This is a genomic window from Actinophytocola sp., assembly GCF_009379765.1.
Lineage (GTDB): Bacteria > Actinomycetota > Actinomycetes > Mycobacteriales > Pseudonocardiaceae > Actinophytocola.
Window position 1 is genome coordinate 39,676 of the sequence record NZ_WHTD01000017.1, and the last position, 18,305, is coordinate 57,980.

General features: G+C 72.4%; 23 protein-coding genes and 1 pseudogene. 13 read left to right on the plus strand and 11 right to left on the minus strand.

The genetic code is table 11. The features are described 5' to 3' along the window. The first annotated feature begins 3 nt into the window (after positions 1–3). Positions 4–864 carry an SDR family NAD(P)-dependent oxidoreductase gene (locus GEV28_RS07580; protein ID WP_291410024.1) on the plus strand — a complete coding sequence of 287 codons (861 nt, stop codon included), beginning with the start codon at positions 4–6 and terminating at the stop codon, positions 862–864. Here the strand turns inward: GEV28_RS07580 and GEV28_RS07585 are convergent. Genes GEV28_RS07585 through GEV28_RS07605 form a run of 5 tightly spaced genes read right to left on the minus strand, consistent with a single transcriptional unit; the run spans position 847 to position 4,440 of the window. Then, on the minus strand, positions 847–1,347 hold the full coding sequence (locus GEV28_RS07585; RefSeq protein ID WP_291410026.1) for a hypothetical protein: 501 nt from the start codon (positions 1,345–1,347) through the stop codon (positions 847–849). The genes GEV28_RS07580 and GEV28_RS07585 overlap by 18 nt on opposite strands. After that, positions 1,344–2,078, minus strand: coding sequence for a TIM barrel protein (locus GEV28_RS07590; protein WP_291410028.1), 735 nt, complete (start codon positions 2,076–2,078; stop codon positions 1,344–1,346). The genes GEV28_RS07585 and GEV28_RS07590 overlap by 4 nt, the downstream gene beginning before the upstream one ends. Further along, the gene (locus tag GEV28_RS07595; protein ID WP_291410030.1) at positions 2,075–2,842 is read right to left on the minus strand and encodes an NAD(P)-dependent oxidoreductase; all 768 of its coding nucleotides are present in this window, start codon (positions 2,840–2,842) and stop codon (positions 2,075–2,077) included. Before GEV28_RS07595 ends, GEV28_RS07590 begins: the two co-directional genes overlap by 4 nt. A gap of 10 nt (positions 2,843–2,852) precedes the next feature. Next, complete coding sequence (locus GEV28_RS07600) at positions 2,853–4,043, minus strand: MFS transporter (protein ID WP_291410032.1); 1,191 nt, start codon at positions 4,041–4,043, stop codon at positions 2,853–2,855. Positions 4,044–4,092: 49 nt separating this feature from the next. Continuing rightward, positions 4,093–4,440, minus strand: coding sequence for an EF-Tu/IF-2/RF-3 family GTPase (locus tag GEV28_RS07605; protein WP_291410034.1), 348 nt, complete (start codon positions 4,438–4,440; stop codon positions 4,093–4,095). 45 nt (positions 4,441–4,485) lie between these two features. On the opposite strand from GEV28_RS07605, the gene GEV28_RS07610 reads away from it, so the two are divergent. Next, positions 4,486–5,259: a tyrosine-protein phosphatase gene (locus GEV28_RS07610; protein ID WP_291410036.1), complete on the plus strand. Its 774-nt coding sequence runs from the start codon at positions 4,486–4,488 to the stop codon at positions 5,257–5,259. Then, a complete protein-coding gene (locus GEV28_RS07615; protein WP_291410038.1) occupies positions 5,260–5,949 on the plus strand; it encodes an SDR family NAD(P)-dependent oxidoreductase in 690 nt (229 codons plus the stop codon). 104 nt (positions 5,950–6,053) lie between these two features. Here GEV28_RS07615 and GEV28_RS07620 read toward each other — a convergent pair whose 3' ends face one another. After that, positions 6,054–6,917, minus strand: a complete 864-nt coding sequence (locus GEV28_RS07620) for an LLM class F420-dependent oxidoreductase (protein ID WP_291410040.1) — start codon at positions 6,915–6,917, stop codon at positions 6,054–6,056. 38 nt (positions 6,918–6,955) lie between these two features. Then, positions 6,956–7,813: an LLM class F420-dependent oxidoreductase gene (locus GEV28_RS07625; RefSeq protein WP_291410042.1), complete on the minus strand. Its 858-nt coding sequence runs from the start codon at positions 7,811–7,813 to the stop codon at positions 6,956–6,958. 201 nt (positions 7,814–8,014) lie between these two features. On the opposite strand from GEV28_RS07625, the gene GEV28_RS07630 reads away from it, so the two are divergent. Genes GEV28_RS07630 through GEV28_RS07650 form a run of 5 tightly spaced genes read left to right on the plus strand, consistent with a single transcriptional unit; the run spans position 8,015 to position 11,429 of the window. After that, positions 8,015–8,641 carry an ABC transporter ATP-binding protein gene (locus GEV28_RS07630; RefSeq protein WP_291410044.1) on the plus strand — a complete coding sequence of 209 codons (627 nt, stop codon included), beginning with the start codon at positions 8,015–8,017 and terminating at the stop codon, positions 8,639–8,641. After that, a complete protein-coding gene (locus GEV28_RS07635) occupies positions 8,638–8,907 on the plus strand; it encodes a hypothetical protein (RefSeq protein ID WP_291410046.1) in 270 nt (89 codons plus the stop codon). The genes GEV28_RS07630 and GEV28_RS07635 overlap by 4 nt, the downstream gene beginning before the upstream one ends. Next, positions 8,900–9,775, plus strand: coding sequence for a hypothetical protein (locus GEV28_RS07640; RefSeq protein WP_291410048.1), 876 nt, complete (start codon positions 8,900–8,902; stop codon positions 9,773–9,775). The genes GEV28_RS07635 and GEV28_RS07640 overlap by 8 nt, the downstream gene beginning before the upstream one ends. After that, the gene (locus tag GEV28_RS07645) at positions 9,772–10,716 is read left to right on the plus strand and encodes an ABC transporter ATP-binding protein (RefSeq protein WP_291410050.1); all 945 of its coding nucleotides are present in this window, start codon (positions 9,772–9,774) and stop codon (positions 10,714–10,716) included. The genes GEV28_RS07640 and GEV28_RS07645 overlap by 4 nt, the downstream gene beginning before the upstream one ends. After that, positions 10,716–11,429: an ABC transporter permease subunit gene (locus tag GEV28_RS07650; protein WP_291410052.1), complete on the plus strand. Its 714-nt coding sequence runs from the start codon at positions 10,716–10,718 to the stop codon at positions 11,427–11,429. The genes GEV28_RS07645 and GEV28_RS07650 overlap by 1 nt, the downstream gene beginning before the upstream one ends. Here the strand turns inward: GEV28_RS07650 and GEV28_RS07655 are convergent. Continuing rightward, complete coding sequence (locus GEV28_RS07655; protein ID WP_291410054.1) at positions 11,337–11,966, minus strand: tetratricopeptide repeat protein; 630 nt, start codon at positions 11,964–11,966, stop codon at positions 11,337–11,339. The two genes, GEV28_RS07650 and GEV28_RS07655, sit on opposite strands and share 93 nt — an antisense overlap. Positions 11,967–12,068: 102 nt before the next feature. On the opposite strand from GEV28_RS07655, the gene GEV28_RS07660 reads away from it, so the two are divergent. Genes GEV28_RS07660 through GEV28_RS07670 form a run of 3 tightly spaced genes read left to right on the plus strand, consistent with a single transcriptional unit; the run spans position 12,069 to position 13,790 of the window. Next, on the plus strand, positions 12,069–12,830 hold the full coding sequence (locus tag GEV28_RS07660) for an aldolase/citrate lyase family protein (RefSeq protein ID WP_291410056.1): 762 nt from the start codon (positions 12,069–12,071) through the stop codon (positions 12,828–12,830). Positions 12,831–12,888: 58 nt separating this feature from the next. After that, the gene (locus tag GEV28_RS07665) at positions 12,889–13,383 is read left to right on the plus strand and encodes a hypothetical protein (RefSeq protein WP_291410058.1); all 495 of its coding nucleotides are present in this window, start codon (positions 12,889–12,891) and stop codon (positions 13,381–13,383) included. Beyond that, on the plus strand, positions 13,290–13,790 hold the full coding sequence (locus tag GEV28_RS07670; protein WP_291410060.1) for a hypothetical protein: 501 nt from the start codon (positions 13,290–13,292) through the stop codon (positions 13,788–13,790). The genes GEV28_RS07665 and GEV28_RS07670 overlap by 94 nt, the downstream gene beginning before the upstream one ends. A gap of 20 nt (positions 13,791–13,810) precedes the next feature. Here the strand turns inward: GEV28_RS07670 and GEV28_RS07675 are convergent, their stop codons facing one another. After that, complete coding sequence (locus GEV28_RS07675; protein ID WP_291410062.1) at positions 13,811–14,929, minus strand: MBL fold metallo-hydrolase; 1,119 nt, start codon at positions 14,927–14,929, stop codon at positions 13,811–13,813. 107 nt (positions 14,930–15,036) lie between these two features. Continuing rightward, the gene (locus GEV28_RS07680) at positions 15,037–15,537 is read right to left on the minus strand and encodes a DoxX family membrane protein (protein WP_291410064.1); all 501 of its coding nucleotides are present in this window, start codon (positions 15,535–15,537) and stop codon (positions 15,037–15,039) included. A gap of 263 nt (positions 15,538–15,800) precedes the next feature. Here GEV28_RS07680 and GEV28_RS07685 point away from each other — a divergent pair, with 263 nt between their 5' ends. Both GEV28_RS07685 and GEV28_RS07690 read left to right on the plus strand, forming a co-directional pair. Beyond that, a complete protein-coding gene (locus GEV28_RS07685) occupies positions 15,801–16,256 on the plus strand; it encodes a helix-turn-helix domain-containing protein (RefSeq protein ID WP_291410066.1) in 456 nt (151 codons plus the stop codon). 146 nt (positions 16,257–16,402) lie between these two features. Next, positions 16,403–17,037: pseudogene (locus GEV28_RS07690) on the plus strand (class I SAM-dependent methyltransferase). Between the two features lie 58 nt (positions 17,038–17,095). Here GEV28_RS07690 and GEV28_RS07695 read toward each other — a convergent pair. After that, positions 17,096–18,292 carry an SGNH/GDSL hydrolase family protein gene (locus GEV28_RS07695; RefSeq protein WP_291410068.1) on the minus strand — a complete coding sequence of 399 codons (1,197 nt, stop codon included), beginning with the start codon at positions 18,290–18,292 and terminating at the stop codon, positions 17,096–17,098. Positions 18,293–18,305 lie beyond the last annotated feature (13 nt).

Consider the following 18,305-nt stretch of genomic DNA (forward strand, 5'->3'; position numbering starts at 1 on the left):
GACATGCGAGCGGTGGTCACCGGGGCGACGGGTGGCATCGGGGAGGCGATCGCGCGGCGGCTCGCGACCGCGGGTCACTCGGTCGTCCTCATCGGACGGAGCAGGGAGCGGATCGCGGCGGCACAACGGCGGATCGCCGCGGCCGTGCCGGACGCGGACCTCCACGGCGAGGTCGCGGACCTGTCGCTGCTGGCCGACGTCCGGGACCTCGCGACCCGGCTGGACCCGTTGCCGGACATCGCGATCAGCAACGCGGCGGTCGTCGCGCCCATCGACGCGGTCACCGGGGAAGGGCTCCAGCTGACCTTCGCCACCAACCACCTGGCGCCGTATCTGCTGCTGCGCACGCTGGCCGAGCGGATCGGCGCGGGCCCGGCGCGGTTCGTGATCGTCGGCGCCGCGCCGCGTGCGCTGGCCAGGGTGCCGGTGGACCTCGACGACCTCCAGTGCCGCAACGCCCGCACGCTGGGTCCGCTGCCGAGCTTCCGGCCGTTCGCCGCCTACGGCCGCACCAAGAACATGAACGCGATGTTCGGCTACGCGCTGGCCCGCCGGCTCGCCGGCACCGGGATCACGGTCAACGGCGGCCATCCGGGGATCGTCAAGCAGACCGGCCTCGGCCGGCACGCGCGGGGCGGGCTGAAGGTGTTCACCAACCTGCTGAACCCGTTCGTGCCCGGCGTCGACCACGGCGCCGACAACCCGGCATGGCTCGCCACGGCGTCCGAAGTGGAGGGTGTGACCGGCCGCTACTTCGTGCGACGCAAGGAGGTCACGACCGCGCCGCACACGACGGACGTCACCCGCCAGGACCGGCTGTGGGACGAGAGCGCCCGGCTGGTCGGCCTACCCGCCACCCACTGATCCGCGAGTCCTCCGCTCAGATCGCCAGCCGTCCACCGCCCGCCCCGACGCCCCGACGACTCGCCGCCGTCGAGCACGTGGCGAGAGCACGGGAAACTCCGCCGACAGCCCCCGCCCCGCGGGCCGGTGATATCCCCGGCCGCGGAGGTTCGTCGCGTACCGCCCGTCCGAGAACAGTGCGGCGAGCCGCAGCCCACCATGCGCACGGTCGACCTCGCCGAGCACGCCACCGGGCATCGGGAGGAACTCCTCGCGCCCGCGCGGTGGCCGCGAGGCGTAGACACCGACCTCGATGGTCAGGTGCTCCGGCCAGCAAAGCGCCGGCCCGAGCGTGACACGGACATCGGTTCCCCGGGCGAGCACCCGCTCCCACGGCAGGCTCGCCGGCAGCACCGTCTGCCGCGGCGGCAGCGCGCGGTGCCGGTCTACCCGCGGCTCGGCCAGCTCGTCCGGTTCCGCGACGACGCTCTCGACGAAGCTCACGTCCCGCGGGCCCCCGTCTCGCGCAGCCAGGCGAGCAGGGTGGCCGCGTCCTCGGCGAACGCGGCCGGGTCGTCGTCGCGGACGAACTCCAGCAGGGCGTACCGGGTGGCCGGCAGCGCGGCCAGGACCGGGCGCCACAACGTCTCGCCCGCCGCCAGCGGGAGCCGGCGGCCGGCGTCGTCCCAGGTGAAGACGTGCGCGGTGACCGGCCGCAGCGCCCGGACCGCCGCCAGCGCGCCGGCCGGCCGGTCGCCGATCGGCGGCTGCCAGTACGGCCGCACCGCCGGCACCGCGGCCAACAGGTCCACAGTGGACTCGAGGGTGTCGGTGAGCGTGTTCGCGTGGTACTCCACGCAGATCTCCACGCCCTCGCCGGCGGCCATCGCCGCGACCCGGGCGAGGTCGGCGACCACCGCGGCCCGGTCGGGCTCCGCGGCCGAGCCGTGCCGCCCGGCCCAGACCCGGATCCGCGCCGCCCCGAGCGCGACCGCGGTCGCCAGCACGTCCGCGAAACCGTCGCCGGCACAACGGTAGTAGGACCCGTACGCGGCGATCTCGACGCCCGCGGCGGCACACCGCGCGGCGGCGTCGCGGGCCGCCACCGGGGTGGGCACGTGCACGTCGCCACCCCACTCGATCGCCCGCAGGCCCGCGCCGGCGACGAGCGGGACGATCTCCGCGACACCCAGGTGCCGGAAGGTGACCGACACCAGGCCGGGGACGGGCGTCATGCGGTGGCGGTGTTGTCCCGCGGCACCCAGCCGAGCTCGCTTCTCGCCTTGGCCAGGCTCATCGTGCGCTCGCCGCCGTCGCCGCTGATCGAGTACACGTCGAAACCCTTGCCCCGCCGGGCGAGCGCCGCCTCGAGCGCGGCCGCGACGTCGCGGGCCGAGGTCGAGATCGCGCGCTGGAACGCGGTGCCCTTCTTCGGCCACGTGTCGTCGGCGGTCGGGAAGCACAGCCGCAGGCAGACCGCGTCCATGCCCCACGCGGTCGCGGTGCGGCAGACCTCCTCGCCCAGCCGCTTGGCGAGACCGTAGAAGTCACGCGCGTCCGGCGGCGTCGACTCGTCGGGATACCAGCCGAGGCGGCCGTCCACGCGCACCTCGCCCGGCGCCGGCTCCGCCTCGCCCACCATCGGGTAGCGGAACACCGACATGCTGCTCGTGTAGACCATGTGCCGGACCCCGGCCCGGTGCACGCCGGTGAGCGTCGCGTACATCCCGGGCACGGCGACGTCGAGGTGCGCCCGCGCGTTGGCCGGGCTCCCCCAGCCGGCGCTGGGCCCCATCGCCATGAACACCAGCGAGTCGACGCCCTCGGCGAGCCTGGCGACCAGGTCGACGTCGTGCAGGTCGCCGGCGTGATACTCCACATCGGACACAGGTGCGGCGGGCCCGGCGAGGTCGAGCACCCGGATCTCGTGCGTCGCCGCGAGATGCGGCACCACCATCGACCCGACCGACCCGCAGCCACCGACCACCAGCAAGCGCATGCCAGCCCCCTCAGACCTGGACGTGCACGTCCCTTCCGGCGCGCAACCCCACCACAGTGTGCACGGCCGCGACCCCGACGAGAACCGCGAGCGGCACTTTCCATCCGCCGGTCGCGTCGTGCAGCGCGCCGATCGCCACCGGCCCGATCGCCGCGAACAGGTAACCGATCGACTGACCCATCCCGGACAGCGACGCCGACGAGCGCGGGTCGGCCGCACGCAGGCTGAAGAACGCGAGCGCGAGGAAGAACAGCGTGCCCGCACCGGTACCGGTGACCAGCGCCCACAGCACCGCGAGGTCGGGTGCGAACAGCAGGCCGAGATAGCCGAGCATCGCGAGCGTCGAGCCGCCCGCGGCGATCAGCCGCTGGTCGGGCAGCCGGACGAGCACCAGCGGGACGACGATGCTCATCACCACACCGATGATCTGGTACAGGAACAGCATCCAGCCCGCGTAGTCCTCGCTCGCACCGGTGCTCACCACGATCGACGGGAACCACGCGAGCATCGTGTAGAAGCCGCACGCGGACAGCGCCATGAACGCCGAGACCTCCCACGCGAGCGGCGAGCGCCACGGCGCCTTGGGCTTGACGGTCACCGGCTCGGGATCGCGGCCACCGCTGGCATCGCGGCGCAGCTGCGGGGCCCACACGGCCACCGCCACCAGCGCGAGCCCGGCCCAGCAGCCAAGCGACGCACGCCAGCCGCCGGGCAGCACGCCGGCCAGCGGCACCGCGATGCCGGCCGCGGTGGACGCGATGACGCCGATCACCGCGGTGTAGACGCCGGTGGCCGCGCCGACGTGGTCGGGGAAGTCGCGCTTGATCATGCTCGGGATCAGCACGTTGCCGACCGCGATCGCCGCGCCCAGCAGGACCGTGCCGACCCACAGCAGGCCGGTGACGGGCAGCGAGCGCAGCACGATGCCGGCCATGAGCGCGACCATCGCGCCCCAGAGCATCCGGTCGGTGCCGAACCGCCTGGCCAACCGCGGCACCTGCGGCGACACCGCGGAGAACGTGAGCAGCGGCAGCGTCCCGATGAACCCGGCCTCGCCCGCAGTAAGGCCGATGTCCCGGCGGATCATCTCCAGCACCGGCCCGACAGAGGTCAGCGCCGCGCGCAGGTTGGCCGCGATCAACAGGAAGCCGACGATCAGCAGCACCCGGCGGCGCAGCCGCTGGTCCTTAGCAGTCCTCACGACCGTCACGCTGCCAAGGTGTCACACCCGTGCCGGGCCGGGCAAACCATCAGGCCTTCAGCACGTCTCCCCGCCGGACGTCCTCGCGGCGCAGGCCGGCCAGCACGAGGCCGACGTTGTCCCCCGCCCGCGCGACGTCGGTCTTCTTGCGGAACTGCTCGATGCCCTTGACCGTGGTGGTCGTCATCGGCTCGTTGTTCCGCATCAGGTCGACCTGGCCACCGACGCCGATCTCGCCGTAGGTCACCCGCCCGGTCACGACCGTGCCGCGGCCGGTGATGACGAACACGTCCTCGACGGTCAGCTGGAACCCCGGGTCCGACGGCACCGGTGTCTCCCGCGGCGCGGGGTAGTAGTCGGTCGGGGTGTCCTTGCGGCGGCGGCTGAACAGGCCCATGCGGCCGACGCTACCGTCGATCACCCGATCTGGTGAGATGGCCCCGTGACCTGGATCGAGCTGGAGAACGCCGTCAACGCCCGCGACCTCGGCGCACTGCCGACCGAGGGAGGCGGGCGGACCCGGCCCGGGCGGCTGCTCCGGGCCGACAACCTGCAGGACCTCTCGCCCGCCGACATCACCCGGCTGGTCGACGAGCTCGGCCTGACCACCGTGATCGACCTCCGCAGCACCAACGAGGTCACGTCCGAGGGCCCCGGCCCGCTCGCCGCGGTGGACGCCGTGGCACACGTGCACCTGTCGGTGCTGCCGGAGAGCCTCGGCATGACCGACGCGGCCGCCGAGGCACTCGCGACGAACAGGCAGCGGGCCATCGAGCGCGACCCGTCCGACCTGCTGCTGTCGTTCTACCTCGGCTACCTCGAGGACCGGCCGGAGAACATCGTCGGGGCGCTGCGCGCGATCGCCGGCGCACCCGGCGCCGCGCTCGTGCACTGCGCGGCCGGCAAGGACCGGACCGGTGTCGTCGTGGCGATGGCGCTGACCGTGGCGGGCGTGCCGCGCGACCTGGTGGTGGCCGACTACGCGGCCACCGGCGAGCGGATCGAGCTGGTCCTCGACCGGCTGCGGTCCACGCCGACCTACGCCGACGACATCGACCGGGTGCCGGCCGAGGAGCACCGGCCGCGCGCGGAGACGATGGACGCCTTCCTCGACCGGCTCGACGCCGACCACGGCGGCGTGCTCGGCTGGCTGGCGGCGCACGGTTTCGGCGCGGAGGATGTCACGCTGTTGCGAGCCGAGCTGCTGGAGGTCTGAATGGCACGGTCGGTGCTGGTCACCGGGGGCACGGGCGGGCTGGGCAGCGCCGTCACCACGGCGTTCCTGGACGCGGGCTGGCGGGTGGTGGTGCCGTGGGTCGCCGAGCGGGAGCTGGCTCGGATGCCGTCCCACGCCGCGCTGGAGCTGGTCGAGGCCGACCTGTTCGACGAGGAGTCGGTGCGGGCCTGCGCCGCCGCCGCGGCGGCCTCGCCGGACGCGCCGCTGCGGGCCGTGGTGAACCTGGTCGGCGGCTTCGCGGCGGGCGGGCGCGTGCACGAGACGCCGGTCGAGGAGTTCGAGACCCAGCTGCGGCTGAACCTGCGGGCCACGTACCTGACCTGCCAGCAGACGCTGCCCCACCTGACCGCGGCCGGCGGCGGGTCGATCGTGTGCATGTCCAGCCGGGCGGCGCGGCACCCGTTCGTGGGCGCGGCGGGCTACGTGACCTCGAAGGCCGCCGTGCTCGCGCTGGTCGACGTGCTGGACCTGGAGTACGCGGGCGCCGGGGTGCGGGTCAACGCCGTGCTGCCCGGCGTCATCGACACCCCGGCCAACCGCGCGGCGATGCCGGACTCGGACCGCGAGGACTGGGTGGCCCCGGCCGACATCGCCCGCACGATCCTGTTCCTGTCCGGCGACGAGGCGTCCCCGATCAGCGGCGCCCACGTCCCCGTCCACCGCGCCTGACCGGGGGACTCGCGGGTTCTGGGGGTTGGACTCGCGGGTTCTGAGCGTTGGACTCGCGGGTTCTGAGCGTTGGACTCGCGGGTCCTGGGCGTTGGACTCGCGGGTCAGAGGTCGGCGAGGCGGGTCGCGATCGGGGCGCCCAGGGTGTCGACCCACGCCGCGGGGGCGTCGCCCGGAGGCATGACGATCGCGGTGTCGACGCCCAGCGCGTGGTACTCGGCCATCTCCTTGACGAAGGCGCCGACGTCCGTCGGCCGGTCGTTGACGCTGATCGTCTTCTGGATCGTGTCGTAGTCGCGACCGACCTCGTCGCAGTGGCGGCGCAGCACGTCCAGCTTGTGCGCGACGTCCGCGACGCTCGTGGTGAACAGGTTGCACGCGTCGGCATACCGGGCCACCAGGCGCAGCGTCTTCTTCTCGCCACCGCCGCCGATGAGGATCGGCGGCTTGCCGATCGGCAGCGGCGAGCACAGCGTCTCGGCCAGCCGGTAGTGCTCGCCCTCGAACGGGCCGGTGTCCTCCGGGTCCCACATCTGCTTGCAGATCCGCAGCGTCTCCTCAAGGCGCTCGAACCGCTCCGCGACGGGCGGGTACGCCACCCCGAGACCCTTGTGCTCCCGCTCGTACCAGGCGGCGCCGATGCCCAGCTCGGCCCGGCCGCCGGACAGAACGTCCACAGTGGCCACGATCTTGGCGAGCAGTCCGGGGTGCCGGTAGGTGACGCCGGTGACCAGCAGGCCCAGCCGGGTGGTCGACGTGTGCGCGGCCAGGAAGCCCAGCGTGGCGTAGCCCTCCAGCATGGGATCGGTGGCCGGCATGAGCTGTTCCATCTGGAAGTAGTGGTCCATGACGGACAAATGGGTCACCCCGGCGGCCTCGGCCGCCTGGCCCACCCTGGCCAGCTCGGGCGCGATGCCGGGGGTGCCGTCGGGAACCGTGAACGCGATGACGTGAATTCCGAGGTGCACGACGAAAGCCTAGGAGCTGGAGCACACTCCAGCGCAAGTCACAGCGCGGCGATCGCCGTCCCGAGCGTGCCGACCGACTCCGCCGTCCACGGGCCGCTCGTGATCAGCACGACGTGCCCGATCCCCCACTCCGCATACCGGGCGCAGCGCTCGGCGAAGGAGGCGGCGGGCTCGTCCGGCAGCCAGCGCGTGCTGAGCGTCTTCTCGATCTCCTCGTACGGGCGGCCGACGTCCGCGCAATGCCGGGCGAGCACCTCGAGCTTGCGCGTGACGGTCGCGCCGCCGTCCGGGATGTCCGGCAGGTTGCAGGCGTCGCCGTACCGTGCGACCAGCCGCAGCGTCTTCTTCTCCCCCATGCCGCCGATGAGGATCGGCGGGTGCGGCCTGCGCACCGAGCTCGGGTTGTTGACCGGCTGCGCGAGCCGGTAGTGCCGCTCGGCGAACGCGCTGTCGTCGCCCGCCCACATCCGCAGCGCCAACCGCAGCGTCTCGTCGAGCCGCTCGAACCGCACGGACTTCGACTCGGGCAGGTCGAGACCGAAGTCCGCGGCCTCCTTCTCGTGGTATCCGCTGCCGATACCGAGCCAGGCCCGGCCGCCGGAGAGCACGTCGACCGTCGTGACCGCCTTGACCAGCAGTGCGGGCGCCCGGTAGGTCGTCGCGGTGACCATGGTGCCCAGCCGCACCCGCCGAGTGGACGCGGCGAGGTAGCCCAGCGTCGTGTACGCCTCGAGCATCTCCTTCTCCGGCGAGCTCGTCGGATCGGCCTGCAGGAGGTGGTCGGAGACCCATACGGTGTCCACGCCCGCCTCGTCCGCGGCGCGGGCCACCGCCCCCAGGCTCGAGCCGATCTCCGAGGGCCAGGAGTAGTTGGTCACGTTCAGGCTGATCCGCATGCGACCACCCTGCCAAGGTCGACCATGGTCATGTCGCGGTTCGCTCAAGAACCACTCGGGTGATCGCTACCGCCCGGGGTACCGAATCCCCTAAGGGTATTTTCCAGGGTCGGGCCGGATGTCGGCGTCAGCCCGGGGCAATAGTGTTCGGCCCGTGGTTCTCATCGAGACTGAGGCGCTGGAGAAGCGCTACGACAACAGGTGACCGCGCTCGCGGACCTGACGGTCGCCATCGAGCCGGGGGTCGTCGGGCTCGTGGGGGTGAACGGCGCCGGCAAGAGCACGCTGATCAAGCTCGCGCTCGGCCTGCTCGCCCCGACCGGGGGGAAGATCCGGGTGCTGGGGCTCGACCCGATCGCCGAGGGGGAAGCGGTGCGCGGCCGGGTCGGGTACATGCCCGAGCACGACTGCCTGCCGCCCGACGTGATCGCGGCCGAGTTCGTCACGCACATGGCGAGAGTCAGCGGGCTGCCCGCGGCGATGGCCCGCGAGCGCGCGTCCGAGACGTTGCGCCACGTCGGGCTCTACGAGGAGCGGTACCGGCGCATCGGCGGCTACTCCACGGGCATGAAGCAGCGGGTCAAGCTCGCCCAGGCGCTCGTGCACGACCCGGAGCTGCTGCTGCTCGACGAGCCGACCAACGGCCTCGACCCGGAGGGCCGGCGGGCCGGCGGGCCATGCTCGACCTGGTCCACCGGATCGGCACCGAGTTCGGCATCTCGGTCGTGGTGTGCTCGCACCTGCTCGGCGAGATCGAGCGGATCTGCACGTCGCTGGTCGCGATCGACGCCGGCAGGCTGCTGCGCTCGGCGTCGCTGTCGTCGATGACCCAGCACAGCGACCTGCTGATGGTGGAGATCGACGAGGACCCCGCCGCGTTGCTCTCGCTGCTGGTCGCGGCCGAGCTCGACGTGCGCGTCGAGGGCCGGGCGCTGCTGGTACGGCTGGGCGCGGAGAAGGCCGAGGAGACCTACGACCTGATCCGCGACGCGGTCGCCGACCTCGACCTGTCGCTGCACCGGCTCGAGCGGCACCGCCACCAGGTCGCCGACCTGTTCCGGGACCTGCCCGCCGTGGAGGCCAGCTATGCCTGACAGTGTCGCCAGGAGCGGTGTCACCGGTGTCATCCATGACATCGGCTACCAACGTTACGAGGGACCACGGCTGGGGCGCGGGTACGCGTCCCGGTCGCTGTTCGTGCACAGCGTGCGCGGCGCCTACGGCCTGGGGCGAAGCGCGTGGGCGAAGGTGCTGCCGATCGGGCTCCTCTCGCTCGCGTGCATCGCGGCGCTCGTGCTGGTGGTGGTCAACACCCAGCTGCCCGTACAGGTGATCGACTACGTGGGCATCGGGTCCACCTTCACCTACGCCGCGACGGTGTTCGTGGCGGTGGTGGCGCCCGAGCTCGTGTCGGTCGACCTGCGCAGCAACCTGCTCTCGCTGTACCTGTCCCGGCCGCTGCGGCGCACCGACTACGCGCTGACGAAGCTGGCGTCGCTCACCGCCGCGGCGTTCGTGATGCTGGCCGCGCCGATGGTGATCCTGTTCCTGGGCATGGCGTTCAGCACCGACGACGGCATCGCCGGGGTCCTCTCCGAGGTCGGCGGGCTGCTCGAGGGCTTCGTGGTCGCGGCGATCCACGCCGCGGTGCTGGCCGCGCTCGCGCTGCCGTTCGCGGCGCTGACCGGCCGGCGGGTGTTCGCCTCGGGCATGATCATCGGCGTCTTCCTGCTGACGGCCCCGGTCTCCGGCGCGCTGCTGGCGTTCAGCTCCGGCGACGGCGCGTACCTCGCGGGGCTGATCAACCCGGTGAACCTGCTCAACGGCGTCGACCGGTGGCTGTTCGACGGCGGGACGTTCGACATCGGCTCCTACGGCCCGGTCTACGGCCTGGTGTCACTCGCGGTGTTCGCGGTCGGGACGGCATGCACGGTGTGGCGGTATCGGAAGGTGAGGTCATGACCGTAGTGCAATCGGCCACGGTGCACTCGACCACTGTGGAACTGTCCGCGGTGTCGCGCTGGTACGGCAACGTGGTCGCCGTCAACGACGTGACGCTCACCGTCGGACCGGGGCTCACGGGGCTCCTCGGCCCCAACGGCGCGGGGAAGACGACCGTGCTGCACCTGATGGCGGGGCTGCTCGCGCCGTCGCAGGGCAGCGTGCTCGTCGGCGGGGACTCGGCGTGGCGGAACCCGGAGATGTACCGGACGCTGGGCCTGGTCACCGAGCGGGAGAGCGTGCCGGGTTTCCTCACGGCGTGGGAGTTCGTACTGGCGTCGGCGAAGCTGCACAAGCTCCCCGACCCGGCCGCGGCGGCCCGCACGGCGCTGGGCATCGTGGAGATGCAGGACGCGCAGGACCGGCGGATCTCCACGTACTCCAAGGGAATGCGCCAGCGCACCCGCGTGGCGGCGGCCCTGGTGCACGACCCGCGGGTGCTCCTGCTCGACGAGCCGTTCAACGGCATGGACCCGCGGCAGCGGCTGCACATGATGGAGCTGCTGCACCGGATGGCCGAGGAGGAGGGTCGGACGATCCTCTTCTCCTCGCACATCCTGGAGGAGGTCGAGCAGCTGTCCGGCACGGTGCAGGTGATCGTGGCCGGCCGCCTCGCCGCTTCCGGCGACTACCGGCACATCCGGCGCCTGATGACCACCCGGCCGCACGTGTTCACGATCCAGTCCTCGGACGACCGTCTGCTTGCGACAGTCCTGATGGGACAGGACTCCGTCTCCGGGGTGTCCCTGGACGACGGCACCCTGCAGGTGCACGCCTCGGACTACGGCACCTTCACCCGCGCCCTGGCGAAGCTGGCCAAGGCGTCGGACATCCGGCTGACGGGCATCCTGCCGGCCGACGAGTCCCTCGAGAAGGTCTTCTCCTACCTGGTGGCAACCTGATGAACGCGACGATTATCGGCCTCACCGCGCGCGCCCTGCTGGGCAGGCGCCGGGTCCTGATGCTGCTCCCGATGCCGTTGGTGCTGATCGGCCTGACCATCATGGGCATCACCTCCGGCGTCCCCGACGCGGACTGGGGCCCGCCGGTGTTCGCGACGCTGGGCCTCAGCGTCATCCTGCCGCTGACGGCGCTGATCGTCGGCAGCAGCGTGCTCGGTCTGGAGATCGACGACGGCACGATCACCCACCTGCTGACCAAGCCGTTGCCCCGCGGCGAGATCGTGCTCTCGAAGCTGTTCGTGGCCTGGGCGGTGACGACGGTCGCCACCGCCGTCCCGCTCGCCGCGGGGGCCCTGATCGCGGGCTCCGCGCCGCTGGCGGTCGGCCTGGTGGTCGGCGCGGCGCTCGGCTCGCTGGCCTACTGCGCGCTGTTCCTGGCGTTGAGCCTGGTGACCAAGCGCCCGGTGGCGGTGGGCCTCGTGTACATCATGTTGTGGGAGAACCTGCTGGTCAACTTCGTGAGCGGGGCCCGGGTGTTCAGCGTGCAGCAGCACGCCACCGCGGTCGCGGACGCGATCGCCGAGAGCCCGATGCTGGCGCCGTCGGTCTCGCTGACCACCTCAGTGGTCGTGGCGATCGTCTTCATCATCGCCGGAACCGTCGGCGCCACCGCGAAGCTGCGCAGCTTCGCCCTCACCGGCGAGGCGAACTGACACCTCGGCGAGGTTCTTCCTGGCGACCCGAACGAAGGGATGCTCGGGCCCGAACGCCTCGACGAGGAACGGCAGCACGCCGCGGAGCTCTGCGGAGGACTCCTCGTAGCGGCCGAGGTTGCCGAGCGAGAGAGCAAGGTTGTTGCGGCTGACGAGGGTGTGCTCCCGATGCTCGGCGAGGGCCTCGTCGTGGCGGCCGAGCGCGTCCAGCTCCAACCCGATGTGGTTGCGCACCGTCAGGGTTCCGGGGTCCTCCGGGCCCAGCACCCTGACGCAGGCCGCCAGAGTCGCGCGGTGCTCGGCGAGGGCCTCGTCCGTCCGGCCCAGGTCGGCGAGCACGCTGGCGAGGTTCGCGCGGGTGGCCAGGGCCGCTCCAGACGGCCCAGCAGCAGCTTGTTCGGCACCGCGAGCACCGCGCCGGCGAGCGCGAGCCCGGCCAGGAGCCACGGCCAGTCCCAGCCGAGCGGCTTGAGCAGCGTGGCCGCCGCGGCGAGCGATCGCACCGGCGGCGACCCACTGGGCCCACGCGTGCCTCATCCGAACCTCCTGAACCGAGCGTCGCGGTGGGCACGCCCGGTGTGACACCGGAAAGATAGCGGGCATCGGAGTAGCCGAGACGGACACGAGGAGCACGCATCCATGACCGCTGTCGAGTTCGCTGCCAAGCTGCGTGGGCGGGAGACCGTTGTCGGGTACTGGTCCGCGCTCGACGCGCCGCCGGCCACCGAGCGGATCGCGGGGCTCGGGTACGACTACGTATGCCTCGACGGGCAGCACGGGTATCTCGGGTACTCAGGGCTGCTCCACTCGCTGATGGCCGTCGACGCGGCCGGGGTCGCCGCGGGGATCGTCCGGGTGGAGGCCAACGACATCACGCCGATCGGCCGCGCGCTGGACGCCGGGGCGTGCGGGGTGATCGTGCCGCTGATCGAGACCGCCGCCGACGCGGCCGACGCGGTGGCGTCCGTGCGGTACCCACCGGAGGGCAGGCGGTCGTTCGCGCCGAGCCGGGCCGCGCTGCGGGTGGGCACGAAACCGGCCGAGGCCAACGCGGTGAACGTGGTCATCGCGATGATCGAGACGCCGACCGCACTGTCCGAAGTGGACGCGATCTGTGCCACCCCCGGGCTGGACGGGGCGTACGTCGGGCCGTCGGACCTGAGCCTGGCGGTAGGTGGGGCGTTCCCGATGGACCCGGCCGTCGCGGAGGAGTTCGAGCAGGCCGTGACGAGGGTCCGCGAGGCTGCCCGGGTCGCGGGGATCGCCGCCGGGATCCACACACCCAGCGGGGAGGTCGCCGCCCGGCGGCTGGGTGAGGGCTTCACGTTCGTGTCGATCGCGTCGGACCTCGCGCACCTGGAGCAGGCCGCCCGCGGGCACCTGGACGCTGCCCGGAAGTGAACGCCACGGGCCGGCTGACCGTGCTGGCCGGCACTGTCTTCGTCGTGGCGCTCACACTGTGGCGCTCACGCTGTGGCTGTTCGGCGAGGGCATCGTCGAGCTGGTTTTCGGCCTGCTCACCGCGCTGGCCGCGGTCGTTCTGGTGGTGCTCGCGGTGGTCGGTGCGGTCGTCGAGCACCAGCCGGGCCGCGTGCTGGTGACGCTGGCGTTCCTCGGTGTCGGCCTGCTGCTGACCGCGGTCGTGTTCGGCTTCGCCTACCTCGGCGAGTCGCTCACCTACGTGCGCGGCGAGGCGACGACCGCGCGAGTGGTGTCGTGCGAGGAGGACGGCGCGGCCCGGCAGGGGCGGTCTCACCGTTCTGGTCGTGGCGGCCGGTGGGGTGGCGGTAGCGTCGCCCGTGCTCGCGGTCGGCGCCTACCTGAGGCTGCGCGGTCGCCGGGCGACCGAAGGGGGCACACATGGTTGAGACGGGGTTCGCACGGCTCTACGGTCCGCTGGCGACGTTGTTCGTCGTGCTGTCGTTCCTTCCGCTGTACGACGACGTGCGGGTGACCGAGGACTGGGGCGAGATGACCACCACCTATGGCTCCCTGTGGCACATGGCGGGACGCGACGGCGGCGGACCGGCGGTGATCGGGGTGATTCTGCTGGCGGTGTTGGTGACGCTGCTCGTGATCGCGACCTTCCGCCAGGCGACGGTCGTCCTCGCCACGTGGATCACCGTCGTGGCCGCCCTGATCGCGCTGATGCTCCTTCTCCGCCCCGGCACGGGCGACCCGTCACCGCCCCTGGCCGACACGGGCACCGCCGGCGTGGCTATCGCCTGCTGCCTGGTGGTGCTGTCGTTCGCGCACGCGATGTACCTCCTCTCCGAACGCCATCCCGCCAGGTACGCCGACATCCCCGAGGCCGACCGCCGCCGAACCGGCGAGTCCGACGTGGACACTCCCAACCCCTGACGAGCCGGCTGGCTGACCGGTCAGGCCACCTCGCGCCACCAGCCGTCCACGGGTTCCGGCGACGACACGTCCAGCGATTGGCCCGGTCTCGGGACCGCCACCCGCACGTCGTGGTCGGCGGCGTCGGTGAGTAAGCGCTCGATGGGCTCGGACCAGGAGTGCAACGCGAGGTTGAAGGTGCCCCAGTGCACCGGCACCAGCAGGTCGCCGCGCACCGCCAGGTGGGTTGCCACGCCCTCCTCGGGAGTCATGTGGATGTCCGGCCAGTACGGGGAGTACGCGCCGATCTGGATGAACGTGAGGTCGAACGGTCCGTACTCGGCGCCGATGTCGCGGTAGCCGTCGAAGTAGCCCGAGTCGCCGGTGTAGAAGATCTTGTGTGCCGAGCCGGCCACCACCCACGACGCCCACAGCGTGCCGTTGCCGCCGGGGCGCAAGCGGCCCGAGAAGTGGCGGGCCGCGGTGGCGGTGAGCGAGATGCCCGACACCGTGGCCGACTCGGTCCAGTCCAGCTCCTCTATGCGCGACGATGGGATCCGCCAGCGCTCCAGGTGGGCACCGACACCCAGCGGCACGACGAACCGGGTCTGCGGCCACAGGGCGGCGATCCGGCGGATCGTGGCCATGTCCAGATGGTCGTAGTGGTCGTGGGAGATCACCACCGCGTCCACCGGTGGCAGGTCCGCCAAGGGAACCGGCACCGGGTGCAGGCGGCGTGGACCGAGCACTGTGGACGGTGAGACCCGTTCGCTCCACACCGGGTCGAACAGGATGCGCCGGCCTTCCAGCTCGACCAGCACCGTCGCGTGGCCCAGCCAGGTGACCCGTAACCCGTCCGGCGGAGGCGTGTCCAAGGACGGCACAACCAACGGCACCGTGCCGGTCGGCTTGCGTTGTTCCTTGCCGAACAGCAGCTCGCGCATGACGCCCGGCCCGCTCGACGCCGGCGCGATGCCGGCCGGCACCGTGTTGTGGAACGCGCCGTCCCGGTAGTGCGGCGAGCGCATCATCCGCGCCAGCCGCTCGCCCTCCGGCCTGCCACCGATGGCGGCCGGCACCTGCCAGCCCGCCCGCACCAGCGCCGCCCCGGCGACCGGCACCAGCAGCGCCGAGCGCCGGGCCAACTGAGCTACCCGCATGTCGATCCCCTCTCGAAGTCCACTTTCGATAGTGCCTCCGATTTGCTGAGGACGACCTGAGAAACGCCGCACCCCTGGCTGCGGGGTGCGGCGTTCGCTACGGACGGTCAGGCCTTGCGGCGGCCCTGCAGCCCGTAGAGCACCAGGATGGCGCCCAGGAGGATCAGGTTCTTGATGACGAACTCACCCTCGGTGGTCAGCATGACCGGGTTGCCTCCCTGGAAGGTGACGTCCGGCTGAGTGAAAAGTGCGAGGAACGTGCCGGTCAGGTGCGCGAAGAGCAGCGGGAACACGACGCGCAGCCCCTTGCCGAACAGGAGCGCCGCCCCCAGCAGCACCTCGACGACGCCGAGGAACGGTACGAACCAGGACCCCTCGACACCAGGGATCCAGTTGACCGTGTTGGCCACGAACTCCGCGACCGGGGTGTCGTTGGTGATCTTCAGGGCGCCGAACCAGAGGAACGTGACCGCCAGGCTCACCCGCAGCGCGGGCAGGCCGATGCGGCCGGCGAGGCCGATCAGCGCGGTCTCGGCGCGGTCGATCGGGTTGGGTCGGGTCTCGGTCTGCGGCGCCTGGTAGGTGGGGCGCTGCTGGGTCGTGGTCATCTGGGATCTCCTCTCGCTCGGTAACAAGGTTCGCGCGCCGGAGGGGTCCGCCGCGTCCGTTGGCGGAGGGCATTCGCGCTGCTCAACAGGGGTGAGCCGGGGTGCGGACGGCTACGCCGGGGGCGGGTGGCGAGCCGGCGTGCGGACGCCGAGGGACGTACCGGACATCCGGGCGGCTACTCCCCACGGCTCAGCCGCGTCCCGGAAGGGACCGGGACCGCGCGGCCGATCACGCAGGTCACGGCGGGGCCTAGCATGTGGATGTGACCGAGGTGCACTACCTGCCGGCGGACTGCTCGATCGGGCGCACGCTCGCGCTGGTCGGCGAACGCTGGACCATGCTCGTACTCCGCGAGGCGTTCCGCGGCGTCCGCCGGTTCGACGACATCAGGGACAACACCGGCGCCCCGCGCCAGGTGCTGAGCGCGCGGCTGGCGGTCCTCGTCGAGCACGAGATCCTGCGCCGCGAGCCCTACCAGGTGCTGGGCCAGCGGGCGCGGCAGGAGTACAAGCTGACCCGCAAGGGCATGGACCTCTACCCGGTGCTGGTGTCGCTCATGCAGTGGGGCGACCGTTACGTGGCCGACCCGGCCGGGCCTCCCGTCCGGCTGACGCACGCCGGCTGCGGCGCCCCGGTAGGCGTCACGCTCCGTTGCGCCGACGGGCACCTGCTCGACTCGGCGCGTGAGGTCCACCCGATCGAGCGGAGCGACGTGTGAGGAGCGGGCAGGCGTCGTGGACCGCGCGCCGGGTGGCGGCCCAGCGGCTGGAGTTCCGGCGGGTGCCCGCCGACCACGGCCGCCCCGAGGACGAGCAGCGCCTGCAGGCCGACGTGGCCGAGGGCGTGGAGCGCGGCGACTTCGGGATGACCCGGTACCTGGCCGCGCGGACGGCGTTCGTCGACCGGTCCGTCGTGCGGGCGCTCGACGCGGGCACGCCACAGGCCCTGATCCTCGGCGCGGGCTACGACGGCCGGTCGCTGCGGTACGGCGGCCGGACGTGGCGTGGTTCGAGCTCGACCACCCGGACACGCAGGCCGACAAGCGTGCGCGGCTGGCCAGGCTCGGCATCTCCGGGGAGCACGTGACGTTCGTGCCGGCCGAGATCGGCGTGGCCGACGTGCCGGCGGCGCTGGCCGGGGCGGGCCACGACGCGACCCGGCCCACGGTCATCGTGTGCGAGGGGCTGGCGCCGTACCTGCCGCCGGAGGTGCTCGCCGGGCTGCTCACCGACCTGGCGGCGCGGGCGGCGGCCGGCAGCACGCTCGTGCTCGAGCTGCCGCTGGTCCCCCGCGGCGACGAGGACCGAGCCCGCCGCGCCCGCCTGCGCGAGGCGGTGAGCGAACGCGGCGAGCCGCTGCACGCGAGCGTCGCCGCCGACGACATCGGGACGACGCTCGAGTCGAGCGGCTGGTCCGTGCGCCGCGCGATGTCCCCTGCCGGGGTGCCGATCGGGACGAGCCGGAGCAACGTCGCGTTCGTGCTGGGACACCGGAGCTGACGACAGCGGTCGCTCGCGCCCCCGGCCGGACCGGCGCGAGTGACCGCGTCGTTCCTGGCTACAGGAGGGAAAGGTCCACGGCGTCGGCCATGGCCTGGTAGCCGGCGTCGTTCGGGTGCAGGTGGTCGCCGCTGTCGTAGGCCGCCAGCATGCGCAGCGGGTCGGCCGGGTCGCGGAGCGCGGCGTCGAAGTCGACCACCGCGTCGAACTCGCCGCCGTCGCGGATGAACTCGTTGGCGGCCAGCCGGGTCGCCTCCAGCGTCTCGTCGTAGACCTGCCAGCCCTTGAACGGGGTGATCGTGCCGCCGACCACCCGGATCCCTCGCGCGTGCGCCTGCGCGACCAGCTGCCGGTACGCCGAGACCAGCCGCGCAGGGTCGGTCTGGTGCGGCTGCTGCTGGATGTCGTTGATGCCCTCCAGCATGATCAGCGTCCGCACGCCGCCCACGCTCAGCACGTCGGAGTCGAACCTGGCCAAGGCGTTGCGCCCGAAGTCGCCGCCGTCGAGCAGCAGGCGGTTGCCGCTGATGCCCGCGTTGAGCACGCCAAGCCGGCCACGCAGCCGGTCGCTCAGCAGGTCCGGCCAACGGTGGTTCGCGCCCGAGGCCGAGCCGACGCCGTCGGTGATCGAGTCGCCCAGCGTCACCACCGTCCCGGCGGCCGGGCTCCGCACGTCCACGCCGCTCACGTAGTGCCACACCGAGGTCCGCTCGGTGAACGCCTCGCCGGACTCCTGCGCGGCGAAGTCCCCGTCGCGGGTGAAGAACGAGGTCTGGGTCGCGGCCGGGTGGAAGGTCACCGGGCCGGACGGGGTCGGCACGAACGTCGTGACCAGCAGGTCCGCGTCCGTCGGCACGCGCAGCCGCGCCGGGTCGCTCACCACTTCGGCACCCACCGGGACGATCACGGACTCGGCGCCGCCGAAGGTCAGCGTCCGCATCGACCCGGCCACCGCACGCGCGCTGCCCGCCTCGGCCGCCACCGCCACGGTCACCCGGCCGAGCGTCAGCGGCGACCCGCCGAACGCGTTCGACAAGCGGACCCGGGCCTGGCTCCCGCCGACGCTGGTGTGTACGACGTTGCGGATCGAGTAGTTCGGATAGCCGTCCGGCGCACTGGCCACCCCGTTCGCCGGTGCGGCCGCCCAGGTGCCCACCCACCCGTCCGGCGTCCGCACCTCGTCGGCGGCGCCCGACGCGGTCACCGCGCTGAACGCCACCACCACCGCTGTCCCGAAAACAAGTAACCGCCTCATATTGATCACCGTC